14 protein-coding genes are annotated in these 13842 nt (G+C 40.4%); 1 reads left to right on the top strand and 13 read right to left on the bottom strand.

All coding sequences use genetic code 11. The features are described 5' to 3' along the window. Window positions 1-319: 319 nt before the first annotated feature. On the top strand, window positions 320-529 hold the full coding sequence (locus AC1Q59_RS00230) for a hypothetical protein (RefSeq protein ID WP_492363754.1): 210 nt from the start codon (window positions 320-322) through the stop codon (window positions 527-529). 48 nt (window positions 530-577) lie between these two features. Here the strand turns inward: AC1Q59_RS00230 and AC1Q59_RS00225 are convergent, their stop codons facing one another. From AC1Q59_RS00225 to pdxA, 13 genes are all read right to left on the bottom strand, one after another. After that, window positions 578-1168, bottom strand: coding sequence for a nitroreductase family protein (locus AC1Q59_RS00225; protein ID WP_492363753.1), 591 nt, complete (start codon window positions 1166-1168; stop codon window positions 578-580). A 66-nt stretch (window positions 1169-1234) separates the two neighbouring features. Then, the gene (locus tag AC1Q59_RS00220) at window positions 1235-1993 is read right to left on the bottom strand and encodes a sulfite exporter TauE/SafE family protein (protein ID WP_492363752.1); all 759 of its coding nucleotides are present in this window, start codon (window positions 1991-1993) and stop codon (window positions 1235-1237) included. 60 nt (window positions 1994-2053) lie between these two features. Then, the gene (locus tag AC1Q59_RS00215) at window positions 2054-2812 is read right to left on the bottom strand and encodes a sulfite exporter TauE/SafE family protein (protein ID WP_492363751.1); all 759 of its coding nucleotides are present in this window, start codon (window positions 2810-2812) and stop codon (window positions 2054-2056) included. 143 nt (window positions 2813-2955) lie between these two features. Further along, window positions 2956-4269: a four-carbon acid sugar kinase family protein gene (locus AC1Q59_RS00210; protein ID WP_492363750.1), complete on the bottom strand. Its 1314-nt coding sequence runs from the start codon at window positions 4267-4269 to the stop codon at window positions 2956-2958. 13 nt (window positions 4270-4282) lie between these two features. Further along, window positions 4283-5047, bottom strand: coding sequence for a DeoR/GlpR family DNA-binding transcription regulator (locus AC1Q59_RS00205; protein ID WP_492363749.1), 765 nt, complete (start codon window positions 5045-5047; stop codon window positions 4283-4285). Next, the gene (gene codA, locus AC1Q59_RS00200) at window positions 5044-6360 is read right to left on the bottom strand and encodes a cytosine deaminase (protein WP_492363748.1); all 1317 of its coding nucleotides are present in this window, start codon (window positions 6358-6360) and stop codon (window positions 5044-5046) included. The genes AC1Q59_RS00205 and codA overlap by 4 nt, the downstream gene beginning before the upstream one ends. Before the next feature lie 14 nt (window positions 6361-6374). Next, entirely contained in the window at window positions 6375-7703 is a 1329-nt protein-coding gene (locus tag AC1Q59_RS00195) for an amidohydrolase family protein (protein ID WP_492363747.1), read from the bottom strand. A 76-nt stretch (window positions 7704-7779) separates the two neighbouring features. Continuing rightward, window positions 7780-8790 carry an ABC transporter substrate-binding protein gene (locus AC1Q59_RS00190; RefSeq protein ID WP_492363746.1) on the bottom strand — a complete coding sequence of 337 codons (1011 nt, stop codon included), beginning with the start codon at window positions 8788-8790 and terminating at the stop codon, window positions 7780-7782. An 18-nt stretch (window positions 8791-8808) separates the two neighbouring features. Next, window positions 8809-9567, bottom strand: coding sequence for an ABC transporter permease (locus AC1Q59_RS00185; protein WP_492364312.1), 759 nt, complete (start codon window positions 9565-9567; stop codon window positions 8809-8811). Between the two features lie 134 nt (window positions 9568-9701). Continuing rightward, the gene (locus AC1Q59_RS00180) at window positions 9702-11042 is read right to left on the bottom strand and encodes an FAD-binding oxidoreductase (protein WP_492363745.1); all 1341 of its coding nucleotides are present in this window, start codon (window positions 11040-11042) and stop codon (window positions 9702-9704) included. Window positions 11043-11079: 37 nt separating this feature from the next. Further along, complete coding sequence (locus AC1Q59_RS00175) at window positions 11080-11892, bottom strand: ABC transporter ATP-binding protein (RefSeq protein WP_492363744.1); 813 nt, start codon at window positions 11890-11892, stop codon at window positions 11080-11082. Continuing rightward, window positions 11889-12740, bottom strand: coding sequence for a creatininase family protein (locus AC1Q59_RS00170; protein ID WP_492363743.1), 852 nt, complete (start codon window positions 12738-12740; stop codon window positions 11889-11891). The genes AC1Q59_RS00175 and AC1Q59_RS00170 overlap by 4 nt, the downstream gene beginning before the upstream one ends. Window positions 12741-12795: 55 nt before the next feature. Then, window positions 12796-13806 carry a 4-hydroxythreonine-4-phosphate dehydrogenase PdxA gene (pdxA, locus tag AC1Q59_RS00165; RefSeq protein WP_492363742.1) on the bottom strand — a complete coding sequence of 337 codons (1011 nt, stop codon included), beginning with the start codon at window positions 13804-13806 and terminating at the stop codon, window positions 12796-12798. Window positions 13807-13842: the final 36 nt, after the last annotated feature.

Genomic DNA, 13842 nt, shown 5'->3' with positions numbered 1-13842 from the left:
TCTAAAGTTGTACCGCCTTCGGACTGCTCCGGCTAGAAGTTCTCTGCACCTGTCTAAAGTTGTGCCGTCTTCGGACTGTTCCGGCTGAGTATGCTTTGCTGCTGTCTAAAGTTACCTTGTCTTTAGACAGCACCGGCCGATCACTTCTTAACTTTGTCTAAAGTTACCTTTACTTCGAACCGCTTCAGTAGAAAATCGCTTGATAGTGTCCAAAGTTACCATACCTTGGGACAAACTAGGCTTTAAATTAAAAAAAGAAGTCTAAAGGCCATACATAAATTGTCATTCTTCATTGCACCCTAAATCTAGGAGGTGTGTTATGACAGAGCCAAATCAGCCAGGAAACAAGGAGATGCCTGATTTTGACAAATTAAATGACCGAATCATTGCCGAGCAAAGAAGCTCTAGTCCAACTCTGGTTATAAAAACAAATTTAGACCCTAAAGACTCGACCGAGAATAATCCTTACCTGGAAAATGGAAAGCAAACGAATGAAGAGGATTTTAGAGATTATTTTGAGGATGATTAATATAAAAAATAATAAAGAGGATCTTCATTATAAGATCCTCTCAAAACATTATTCAAAATCAGCTGAAGTGTCAAACCATTTTGTGACTTCAGCAATGTCTTTTCTCTTAGCAATGGGCTCTTTTTTCATATCTGGATAACCCAAATAAATGAATCCAGCCATGTTGGCTTGATCGGAGAGTCCGAATAGCTGCTTGACTTCGTCAGAATAGCAAACCTTGCCTGTTCGCCAAATCGCACCTAATCCCAGGGCATGTGCTGACAAAAGCATGTTTTGCACAGCAGCACTTACTGCTGCGTATTCTTCCTGGACGTGGACTTTTTCATTAATTGCCGGCTCTACGGCCACTGCAATGATGACCGGTGCACGCAGAGGTTTCTTTTCCTGTTTTTCAAGTTTCGGCTGAGATTCTTCGCTTTCGGGATCTTCCAGCGATTTTTCTGAATAGGCGCGCATCGCTTTTCCCAGCTCATTTCTTGCCTCGCCTGTGAGAACAAAAAACCGCCAAGGCTCTGTCCGATAATGCGATGGTGCCCAAGTTCCAGCTTCAAGAATTTTTTCAATCATTTCTTTTGGTACAGGATCCGGTTTGACTAGGCCGATGCTTCTCCTTGTTTGTATTGCTGTGAAAATATCCATACCGCTACACTCCTAATCTTAGATGCTATTTTTATTGTATTCGATGAATGTATAAAATGCACCACATTAGCCCATTAAGAGAATCATGCCAGCTACCGCAGGCGTTATGACCATTGCCGTTTTTAAGACAATTTTTGGAGCAAATTTTGTAAATTTGGCACCAATATAGCTGCCTGTCATGGTTCCAGCGAGGATTTGTAACAGAAGAACAATATCTAAATAACCCCCCGTGTTAAAACCCAATCCCCCGCCAATGGCAACAGGCAGCATGACGACCATCGCTGTTCCTACTGAGTGACGAATGGAAAGCCCTAAAAAGACGATCAAGCCAAACTGAATAAATGGTCCCGCTCCAACTCCGAATGCTCCTGATAATATTCCAGAAACAATTCCTAACACAACGGCTTTGACATAGAACAAGGTATTATTTTCTGCTCCCGCAGCGGCTTCCTTTGCAGATGAAGATTCCTTCCAGAGATACAGTCGGTATATAAGCAGGAAGGTAAAAAAGATCAGCGTCCCGCCGGTAAACCAATGAAGAAGGTTCTTCGGGATGATCGCTGCAACCAATGAACCGCCATAAGCACCTGCTGCGCCAAATAGTCCGACTATTATTCCTGCCTTTAAGACAACATTTCCTTCGCGGTAATGGCTCACGATTCCTGATAAACAGGTAAAAGCCATGGAAGCTAGAGAGGTGCCCAATGCAGTATGTATTGGAATATTAAAACCAAGTGTTAAGATAGCAATGATAAAACCTCCGCCAGTCCCTCCAATAAATCCTAAAAGCAGTCCTAACAATAACATCGATAAAACAATTCCCAAATGAATAACCCTCTTTTCTTAGCTGCTTTCCCATTCATCCTTTAAAAAAATTTGGGACCCTTATCCCAATACTAGAATCAGTCCGGCGAAAGCAGGCGTCCCAATCATTGCTGTTTTCAAAACAGCTTTTGGGGCAAAATTAGTAAATTTAGCTCCAATATAAGCACCTGTCATGGTTCCTGCTAAAATTTGTAATAGTAGAACGATATCTAAATATCCGCCCGTATTAAATCCCAGCGCACCGCCAATCGCAATTGGCAGCATAACCACCATCGCCGTTCCGACTGAATGCCGGACAGACAGCCCTAAAATAACCATGAGTCCCAGCTGAATAAATGGTGCAGCTCCTATGCCGAAAGAACCTGCCATCAGGCCGGAAAGCAATCCAAGTGTGATGGCTCTGATCCAAAATCCGTAATTATGCTCTGAAGCGGCAGCGGCTTCGTAAACCGCACTTGGCTGTTTCATTAAAAACAGACGATATACGAGTAATAGAGAACAAAAAATTAGCATGCCTCCTGTGAACCAATGCAATTGGTCCGTCGGAATAATTGCGGCGATCAATGAACCGCCATATGCGCCAAAAGCACCGGATACCCCTACAACTACTCCCGCTTTTAGCGCAACATTTCCTTCACGGTAATGACTCACCACCCCTGAAATACAAGTAAAAGCCATCGCCGCCAATGATGTACCCAGCGCCGTATGTATCGGGACATGAAACATCAACGTTAAAATTGCAATAATAAATCCAGCCCCGCCTGCGCCAACAAATCCTAGAAGCATTCCTAAAATAAGCATAGTAATGATGATTGCCAAATGAAATCCCCTTTTCTGTCTGATTTTACCTCTGTCATATTCCCATTATAAAACTAATTTTTCAAATATATATACAATTTAGACAAATTTATAGAAAAAATTGTTTCTTATGACGTAAAAAAGACCAGTATGGACCGGCCTTTTTAAGAATGCGAGATACTTAATTTCTCCTGATGAATTTTACTTTTTAAAACCTCAACACAATGGAATATTGTCCTTTCTTTGCCTATTAATCCGCCTTTTGTAACAATATGCATCCCATTTAATATTCCGCCGGTTAATTTTCCGTAAGCAACAAGAGGGACGACTTCATCAATAAGCTCAATCCCATGAACACCTGATATACGGCATAAGGAAGCAGTAACATCCCCTCCGCTGGAAAAAACCCCAGAAAACCGCAATGGATTTTGTTCAATAATTTTCATTGTGATTTCAGCCAGGCCTTCAGTAATAGACTTAGAAACCTCTTCCTCTGTAACGTTTTGAAGTTTGGCAATTTCACTTAGCTGTATGATATCTTGATCTGGAGCTAAGGTCGAAACAACCAGGGGTTGATCCTTTCTTGACCCGTTGCTTCCTTCTAAAATAGCACGGGATATTTCGGCTCTCCTAAATTTTTCATTGATTGCGAGATCATATGGAGAAACATAGATTGGATGAACGTTGGATTCTTTTATGAAATACATTAATTGTAATCTAGACAGTGAGGTACAGCTGCCTATAGATAAAATTATTTGTGGTTCCTTTATAGTGTTTTTAATCTTTTTATAAGCATATGCAGCAGATAGCGGGCCGGGATCGACGGGTACGAATGAAAAAGGAAGATTTGCCATTGCATCAGCAATTACCTCTATATGATCATTTGTGACAGCATCAATAACTATTATTTTTGCGCCGCTTTGAATATGCTGATCCAACACTGCCAATAATTTCTCTTTCCCTAGTAATATAGTTCCAATATCTATCAAACTAATCTGTCTGATGCTTTGCTTTTCGATAATATCCGGAACATAGGATTGTTTTAATGGCAGGATAGGATCTTTTGCCACTTCCGTCTCTTGTACGGGAACTCCATTTACGAGCAGATAACCACCTACCATGGTTCTTCCAGAGGATGGAAAAGATGGCACAACAATCGCTGCTGCATCATGACCAATACTGTCAAGTACAGCATCAATTTCCGTGCCAATATTTCCTCGAACAGTGCTGTCAATCCGTTTGCATATGATTTCCGGCTGATTTTTCAGCAATATACTGGTTAAATGTTTGATGCGATTGTTAGCTTTTTTTTGGGGAGAATATCTTGTATTTGCATTTACACAAATAACATCGTAATTTGAATTTGCCATGTCCTCGCTGTCATTAAGAATGGTTGCTGTTGAAAAGCCTCTTGTTGTAAAAAGTATACCGGCAGCATTTGCTCCTGTTAAATCATCGGCAATCACAGCTACCTTCAAACGCATCACCCCTTTATTGCACATTTGCCTGTGTGATTTTTACTTTCTGCATATATCTTTTGATCCTGTCTGTGAGGTTAGAACAATCAGTAATAAGGCCGTCTACCTCAGCAAGATCGCACACATGAGCAAATGAATACTTGTCAAACTTACTTGAATCACAAACGACCCATGTTTTTTTGGCGGTTTTAATCATTAATTTTTTTAACATGGCTTTTTCCATTGTTGGAGCACTAATTCCTTTTTCCAGATCCACTGCATGAGCCCCGAGGAAAAGAATGTCAATATTAATGGAACGAAGTAATTCCTCCGCATGCGGTCCGTAGAAAACGCCAAGCCCGCCCTGAAGATTTCCGCCCGTCGCAATAATAGTGGACGGTGAATGGAGTAAAGTCTGTAAAATATTTAAATCATTCGATACGATCTGCAGATCATTTCGATTTTTAAGCAAACGGGCAATTTCCAAGGTTGTCGTCCCTGAATCCAAAAAAACACTTGCCCCTTCAGGGATGAGTTTTATCGCCTCTTGGGCAATATATTGCTTTTCTTTCACTTGATGTGTCATTTTATTGATATAAGGTGTTTCAGTTGTTAATGCATTTAAAGAGACAGCACCGCCATGAGTACGAACAAGCATTCCTTCCTTTTCAAGGGCTGAAAGATCACGCCTGATGGTCATTGCAGATACCTTTAACTTCACGGCCATTTCATCAATCTCAATTTTTCCTGTTGAATTAACCTGATATAATATTTTTTGTCTGCGCTCTATCGGTATCATGGATTAAACTGGTTCCTCTCTGCAATCTTTTGCTGCTTGTATGACCTATTTATACGGTAATGAGTTTGACCGATATATAGTCTGCTCTCGGTTCTTGGTGTAGACGCTATGATTCTCCCATTTTTTATGACTAATGCCGGGGTCGGCTGAAGCCGGATGGCCTCTGTTTTATTTAATACAGGCAAGGTAATAAAGTTAGCTGGCTTCCCCTCTTCAAGACCGTATTCATTATCTATTTGCAGGGCTTTTGCAGGCCTTTTTGTTACCATATTAACAATTTCCTCTATTTCGTTTCTGCCAGACATATGGCAAACATGGACGGCCATGTGGGCCGCCTGCAGGATGTTTCCTGTACCAAGCGGATAAAAAGGCGTCAGAATATCGTCATGGGCAATTGAAACATTAATTCCTGCTTCATATAATTCTTTTACTCTTGTTATTCCCCTAAATTTCGGATAGCTATTAGACCTTCCCTGGCTGCAGCTGCTGATCAGCGGACAGGCGATTACATTTATCTGTGCCTTTTTTAATAAGGAGAAAAGCTTATCAGTATAGTCAGCATCATAGAGGGAAAACGCGTTTGCATGGCTTGCACTTACTCGCCCTTGCATACCAGTCTCAATGGTTTTTAAAGCGACAATTTCAAGAAACTTGGACTCCGGGTCATCAACTTCATCACAAAAAATATGAATAGGACAATCATATTTTTTGGCAAGTGTAAAACAAATGTTAAGTGATTCAACTCCACACTCTTTTGTTCTTTCCAAATGAGGGATGGCTCCAACTATATCAGCTCCTAAGCGAATGGCTTCTTCAAGTCTTTCTTTATTGCCAGGGCATGACACGATACCTTCCTGGGGAAAAGCGACAATTTGCAGGTGGAGATATTTCTTCATTTCTTCCCTTGCCTCTACTGCCGCCTGTAATGCTGTTAAATTTGGATCGGAGATATCTACATGGGCCCGCACATAAAGGACACCTTGAACAATGAGCAAATGCAATGCACGATAAACTCGATCTTTAACATCTTTTTTCGTTAAGTATTTTTTCCTGGCACCCCAAATGCTGATCCCTTCACCAATCGTTCCGCTTTTGTTCCATTTCGGATCTCCAGCTGTAAAAACGGTATCTAAATGTGTGTGTGATTCTACAAACGGCGGCATAACTAAGTCGTTTTGTCCATCCTCTTCTGACAATGCCGGCAAATTTGCCATACCTTCCGTTATTGCTGTAATTATTCCATCCTTGACAGCGATAGCAATGGTTTTATTTGTCTCATAATGCCTCACGTTTTTTAGAACAAAATCATACAAAGTATCACCCCCGTTTACAGCTTTATATCGACTGTATGCCATAGGACATTTAATTCTTTATTTTGAAAAACAGGCTTTCCGTCGGTTCGAATAGTCCAATGGTTATTATGGTAAACCCACCTTTTATCAGGGATATTTGTAAAAATCTGTTCAATGGAATTTGCATCTAAAATGACGAAGCTGGCATTGTGGCCCTCTTTTATTCCATAGGATTCCATCCCGACAATATTGGCAGGAATGGCCGTCATCATCAGCAATAGCTTATACAGATCTTCCGGACTTCCAAAATGGGCGGCATAGCCTGCTAACAGGCCAATCATCACTAAATCCCCTCTTCCAAATGGATGGAAAGGATCATTAATATTATCAGAAGCAACAGCGATTTGAACTCCAGCATCAGACAGCTCTCTGATTCTAGTTACCCCTCTTCTGACTAGACCCCGGTCCCCCCGACCCTGCAAGTACATATTTGCTGCCGGCAATGTAATAACAGAAATCTTTGCCTTCCCTATATCTTCTATAATTTCCGATGCCTCCCGCTCATTCATAGCGGATAAAGAACAAAGATGCCCGACCGTTACCTTCCCTTGATAACCATTTTTTCCTGTCTCTTGGATAATCAATTTAATCGTTTTGACGTTCGGATCATCACTTTCATCCGTATGCAGATCAATGAATTTATTATGTTTGATCGCTATCTGAAAGATTTGCTTAATATTTTCCTCAGGCGCTTTTCCGAGATGGGAAGCTCCTCCAATTCCGTCAACGCCCATTGCTGCTGCCATATCAAGAAACTCTAAATCCTTTTGATTTAATTCATAGAATGGGCACATGAGAACAATTTGTATATAAATATAATCTTTTAGCCTTTCCTTAACTTCCAATGCCGCCTGCAATGCTCGAAACATGATCTTTATATCCACTCTTGTATCAAAATCAATATGTGTTCGAATAACAGTGGTGCCAAAAGACAATGCTTGCAATGCTGTACGCATGATCCTATTTTTAATATTTTCATAGGTGAAGTTAGGAAATGCAGTTAAATAACTATTCACAGCCTCCTGCAATGTACCTGATTGATTTGGTGCAAACGCCAATGAAAAAGCTTTATCCATATGCATATGTGAGTCAACAAGGCCTGGCAGAACAGCCCTTCCATTTACATTCAGCTTTATTTCATTTTGACTGTTAATAGGAAATTCCCGATCTATTGGATAAGCATTTCCATCGTAAATATAAGAATACTGCTCCTTAAGGTCGACGATTTTTCCGTCACTAACTTTCAAGCTGAAATATTTCATATCAGAAATTAAAGGAAGTCTTGCATTGATTAATTCGAACAACCGCACCACCCCTGCCTTTGTTAAATCATTTTAAGAAAAAGGCAGAAGGACTGTGCCCTTTTGCCTTTTTGCATGGTTAATATGGTAAAAATTCTGTAGTGAATACTTCTCCAACATTGATGTCATCACTGATAAGATCTAAATCTACCAAGATCTTTTTCATCGCTTCCCAATTCTCCTTTTTCATAAAACCGACGCCCTTGGATGTACCATCGCCTTCTAAGATATATTCCTTTTGTGCTTCCGCTTCTTTTGCCATCAATTCAACATCTAAATCAGGATTTACTTCTTTCAGGTATTCGTTTACATCATTCGGATTTTCAAGATAATAGTTCCATCCCTTTATCGTTGCTTCAACAAATGCTTTTACTGCCTCCGGATTTTCCTTCAGGTATTTTTCTGTAGTGAAAATTAAATTGGAATATGGGGAGTAGCCTGTATCCTTTAGATAGAGCATATCAATGTCTACTCCTTCTTTTTCCAGGACAAAAGGTTCAGAGGCAGCATAGATTTGCGCTACAGATTGTTCATCAGCTATAAAATTAACTAAGCTGCCTGTATGTGCCATTTCTGTTACATTACTAAGATCGTATTTATTTTTAAGAAATTCCCAATAACCTGCTCCCGGAGTCACATAGACAGTTCTGCCATTCAAATCAGGAATATCTTTTACATCCTGCCCTTTATGAAAAGCAAAAGCTTGCTGTGTCGTTTGAAATGATGTAGCAATAGCCACTAAAGGCAGCCCTTCCTCTTTGGCAATTAAAAGTTCATCAGCGTGAGAGATGCCAAATTGAGCCTTGCCTGATGCAACAATCTGAGTTGGAGAAACCTGCGGGCCGCCCTGATCAATAGTTGCATCTAACCCAGCTTCTTTATAAAATCCTTGATCTAAGGCCGCGTATAATCCGCCATGTGCAGGCTGAGCATACCAGTTCATGACAGCTTTCACTTTTGTTGTTTTAGCTTCATTTCCGCTCGAAGTTGAACCAGAATCTTCCGAATTACATGCTGCTAAAAATACTGAAAGGAATAGCATGCAGGCGATTAACCCAATTTTTGAACGAGAAAATGATAATTTTTTCATCTCTCATACCCCTTTTAATTAATTTTCTATTTTCATTTCTGATTCATGCCAAGAACTGAGAACCCATCTTGAAAAAGCGTTAATGATAAGGAAGAATAAAATTCCTAATAAGGAGGAAGCAAGGCCAAGGGCAAATAAATATGGTGTCTGCAATCTTGCTGCTGCAACCGTAATAGCATAGCCAAGACCTCCCTGGCCGCCGCCAATTCCTGCTACGTATTCTCCGACAATCGCCCCAACAATGGCCAAAGTACAAGAAATTTTCAAACCAGCCATAATGTATGGAAGTGCTGCCGGCAGGCGAAGCTTAAACATTGTCTGCCACTTCGAAGCCCCATATAATTGGAATAAGTTAAGCATATTGTGATCAGTAGAGTTTAAGCCTACTAGTGTATTAGAAAGCATCGGGAAGAATCCAATGATAAATGCGATTACCACAATTGCATTCAGCCCCGAGCCAAACCAAATGACAATGATAGGAGCGATCGCGACGATAGGAACGGTTTGTAATAAAATGGCATATGGATAGAAACTTTTTTGAACAACTTTTGAGCTAGCCATAATAATTGCCCCTGTCACACCAACCACTACACTCAAGATAAACCCTAATAGCGCCGCAGAAATCGTTCGAAATACTGACATCATTAAATTAGAAGAGTTCTCAATTGCAGCAGCTGCGATATCACTTGGCTTTGGCAGAATATAATGCGGAGCACCTGCTATCTGAACACCAAACTGCCACACGGCTACAAACACAACAAACGCGCCAATGGGCATTAAGTAAACATCGAAAAATTTATTGTTTTTTCTAATTGATGTAACACCCTTTTTGCTGCCGGCCCTGCTTTTTGCCGAGTTCGTCTTATTTTCTAGTTCTGCCTCCATTCAAGTGAGCCTCCTTAGTACATTATTTATTCGAATTTAAAGTCAAAACCAATCTTTCCTGGATTTAATAATCCGTGGGGATCGTTCTCCTGTTTTTTCCGCAGAACATTATCAATATGTGCTTCCCATCCGCCTTCTTCCAGTAAAGGTGTATGCGGGTTGAAAATTTTCACCCCAATGGATTCACAGAATTCTATCATTTCGTTTAATCGGTCCTTTGTTGTGTATCTCACCAGTGGAATGGATTGAGGGATGAGCTCGCCTTTGCTTCTAAACCAATCAAAATGTGTGTAAAATTCATCTCCGAAACGGTCTTTAATGAGGCTGATTTGTTCAAGAAACCGGTCTAATTCAAAGCTTCCCTGCAGATACGTCATATTTTCATTCACTTTCAGCGCCCATAGCGTTGTATGGTTCCAAGTGAAATCTGATAAAGAAATCCCTTTATGGTAGCTAGCAGCTGGAATACAATGGGTAATTTCACCATTAAATTGACCGGCCATCTCCTGTAAATCTTCATACGAACTTTCATCAATTTCTAAAAATACAATATGTTTTTCAGGCTTTATTACTTTTTCTAATGGTTTAAAATAGGATGGGATAGGCCATTCACAAGTGGATATTGAACGTTTTTTAATTTGCGTATTTTCCCCCAATGTTTTTGCAAAAAGCAAAGAGTCTGATAAGTCGTCAAATGAAACAATCAATTGCTGCCATTCGATTTTTTTTGTAATTCTAAAAACAATTTCCGTAATAATCCCTGTTGTCCCGTAACTATGAATATAGTTAATCAGATCATCACCGGTTACCTTTATGACACGCGGGTTGCTGTCCATGGTGACGACTCTTAGCTCTTTAACATTACCATCCCAAAGATTTCCCCATGTAATGGAGCCAATTCCCCCAGAGCCCCCGCAGACAAATCCGGATGCAGTAGATTTCATATAAGTGCTTGGGTAAATACAAAGCTCTTGATTTTCCTCTCTTAACCTTCGTTCCAGAAGTCCTAATCTGACACCAGGCTGCACCCTCGCTGAACCTTCTTGAATGTCTATAATTTGATTCATATTGGTAATATCAATCAGTATTCCGCCTTTTATAGGGATGATCTGCCCATAGTTGCCCGTGCCCGCACCCCGAACGGTTACAGGTATTTGTTCCTGAACAGCCATTGAAAGGACTTGAATGATTTCTTTCTCATCTTTTGGCATGACTACCACATCCGCCTTCTTGTCTTCTAACAATTCCTTTAAAACTGGTGAATACCAATAATAATCTTTTGACAGACGTTCAACAGCTGATGAGTTTGTGATGACCTGGCTCTCATCGAAAAGGTTTAACAATGATTGAGATATACTTTTGGTCACTAAAGTTCCTCCTTATCTAGAAATAATCATGAAGACATTAATGCTTTAAATTTTCTGATACGGTGGCTACCAATTCACTAAATGGCTGCGAACTTCTTAGATCCTCTTCGCGCGGGTATGGCAAAGGAACATCGATCATAGCAGCAATTTTTCCAGGTCTTGGTGTCATAACAGCAATTCGATTAGAGAGGAACACAGATTCGAAGACATTATGTGTGACAAATAGGACGGTAAGCTCTGCTTTTTTCCATATATTCAAAAGCTCTTTTTGTAAATTTTGCCTTGTGATTTCATCGAGTGCGCCAAACGGTTCATCCATCAGCAGTAGTTTTGGTTTGGCTATTAAGGCTCTTGCAATGGATACCCTCATTCTCATGCCGCCTGAAAGCTGGTTGGGCAGTGCATTGATATGATCCTTTAACCCAACTAGCTCAAGAACTCTTAGACCTTCTTCTCTTTGTGTCTTCTTTGGAACTCCATTTAATTCCAAGGGTAAGACAACATTTTGCAAAACGCTTCTCCACGGAAGCAATGTGGCTTCCTGAAAGACAAAGGCCACTTCGCCATTTTTTTGCCGGGCAATTTCAGGTGTTGTCCCTAGGACGTTGATATCACCTGATGTTGGATCTCCCAATCCAGCAATCATTCTTAATAAGGTTGATTTCCCGCACCCTGATGGACCAACGAATGAAATGAATTCCCTGTTTTTTATTTGCAAGCTGACATCTTGAAGGGCAATGGTTGAGCTTTGGTAAATTTTATTAACATTTTCAATCGTGATCACATGCTGTTCTTCATTTTCATGGGAATCTATACTGCCAGTAGCAATCGAATTGTTTAAAACTGTCATTTCCTCACTCCTTCCATGTTCATTTTCTTCATGGCAAGACCTGACTGCTGATCGGCATGAAATGTAAATGAACTCATTTCCATTAACATTTTTGCCATTAGTTGGGCTTGCTGAAGGTAAGTTGCCTCACCTTTTTCCGGTTTGGCATTTCTTGCATCACCGCATATTCCGGAAGCTGAAATATCATCGATAATCCACGAAACATTGCCTTGCTGGTACTTTAAATAGGCGGCGTTTTCAATGGAACTAGAAAAATCTGAGTCTGCCAATTCCATGTGAACCCATTCTGGATAGGAATGCAGCAGCATCGATGTTTCAAAATCACCTCCATGTATTCCATATTTTATTTCCCGCTCACTATACAAGTCTGGATCTAAGGGCAGCGCACCTATAAATAAATAAAAAACCTGCATACCTGTTTCCAGTCTGATTTCTCTAGCCATCATTTTTATCAGATCACCGTTTCCGCCATGCGTGTTAAAAATAACCAGACGGTTAAACCCGCTTCTGTTTAAGCTTTTGGCAATATCCATGAGAACATTTTGCATGGTCTGAAATGATAAGGTAATGGTCCCGCTCCAATTACTATGTTCGTTGCTTTTACTAAAAGGAAGAACGGGCAATGTCCATATATTTGATTTTTCTGGTAAGTATTCGAATGTCTTTGCAATGACAGTCTCAGCAAGAATGGTATCTGTAAAAACAGGCAAATGGGCGCCATGCTGTTCTGTTGCGCCAATTGGCAGAACGACCATGGCATCATCTTTAGGCAATTGCGACATTTCCTTTGTGGTCAGCCTCGGAAGAAAGTGGTCATTCCAGGCCTTCCCGCTGTATCTTTTTTCCATTTGAAAACGCCCCTTATTATATTTCTAAATTTTCAGTTATTTAAGCGCGAATTTATTACCGATTCAATGAATATGGCGAATAATGCTTCGCATATTTTGCCGCCAGAATAATACATTCTTCCATACTTACACTGCTGGCAATGCCTTTCCCAGCGATGTCAAAGGCAGTCCCATGGTCAACAGATGTTCGAATGAAAGGAAGACCAAGTGTAATTGAAATCGTTTTTTCAAAATCAGTCATTTTCGCAGCGATATGTCCCTGATCATGGTATAAGGATAGCACCGCATCGTATTTTCCTTGCAATGCCTGGTGGAATACCGAGTCTGCAGGGATAACCCCTGCAATATCAATTCCATTTTGACGTGCCATTTCAATACCAGGTTTAATCTCCTTCATTTCTTCTATTCCAAACATTCCGCCTTCCCCGCCATGCGGATTCAGAGCGGCAACGGCAATTTTCCCGTGTTTTATGCCAATGCTTTTTAATGCCTGATCACACATCTGCAAATGATCGGCAATTTTATTCTTCGTAATTTCACCGATGGCATCCTTTAAGGAAAGATGTCTCGTGAAAAAGAAAATCCTCATATTTCGAACTTCAAACATCGTTAAAGGATTAGCTGTGTCTGTCAAATCGGCCAATATTTCTGTATGACCAATATGTGGCACACCGGCTGCTCTTAAGGATTCTTTATTAATTGGCGTTGTTGCAATTGCTTGAACCTTTCCTGCCGCCGCTAATTCAACACTTTTCTTGATATAGTCATAAGCAGCCTGACCGCACTGTGCTTGAACAACACCCTTTTTAAGCTGTTTAGTTTTGATATTTGGGAGTGAAACGACATTTATTGTGCCATATTCATATTTGGCCTGTTCCAGATCATTAATTTCAATTATTTTCAGATCGATATTTAGAATCTCTTTTGCCTGGTTTATTACCGCTGTGTTTCCAATAACCACAGGAGAACAAATTTCATGAATTTTCCGGTTATTGAGTGCGCTTACAACAATCTCCGGCCCTATTCCGGCAGCGTCCCCCATGGGTATGGCGATGATTGATTTCATATATAAACACTCCTTTTAAGGATTAAAAGAGAAATC

The organism is Cytobacillus sp. MT66, assembly GCF_058792595.1.
Note: the sequence above shows the minus strand (reverse complement) of the source record. Positions and strands in the feature narration are given on the sequence as shown.

What these genes read in the sequence shown, in the direction of transcription:
- AC1Q59_RS00175 (WP_492363744.1), bottom strand. Translation starts at nt 11,892, where the DNA reads ATGACAGTTTTAAACAATTCGATTGCTACTGGCAGTATAGATTCCCAT.
- AC1Q59_RS00205 (WP_492363749.1), bottom strand. Translation starts at nt 5,047, where the DNA reads ATGATACCGATAGAGCGCAGACAAAAAATATTATATCAGGTTAATTCA.
- AC1Q59_RS00190 (WP_492363746.1), bottom strand. Translation starts at nt 8,790, where the DNA reads ATGAAAAAATTATCATTTTCTCGTTCAAAAATTGGGTTAATCGCCTGC.
- AC1Q59_RS00230 (WP_492363754.1), top strand. Translation starts at nt 320, where the DNA reads ATGACAGAGCCAAATCAGCCAGGAAACAAGGAGATGCCTGATTTTGAC.
- AC1Q59_RS00185 (WP_492364312.1), bottom strand. Translation starts at nt 9,567, where the DNA reads ATGCCCATTGGCGCGTTTGTTGTGTTTGTAGCCGTGTGGCAGTTTGGT.
- AC1Q59_RS00225 (WP_492363753.1), bottom strand. Translation starts at nt 1,168, where the DNA reads ATGGATATTTTCACAGCAATACAAACAAGGAGAAGCATCGGCCTAGTC.
- AC1Q59_RS00170 (WP_492363743.1), bottom strand. Translation starts at nt 12,740, where the DNA reads ATGGAAAAAAGATACAGCGGGAAGGCCTGGAATGACCACTTTCTTCCG.
- pdxA (WP_492363742.1), bottom strand. Translation starts at nt 13,806, where the DNA reads ATGAAATCAATCATCGCCATACCCATGGGGGACGCTGCCGGAATAGGG.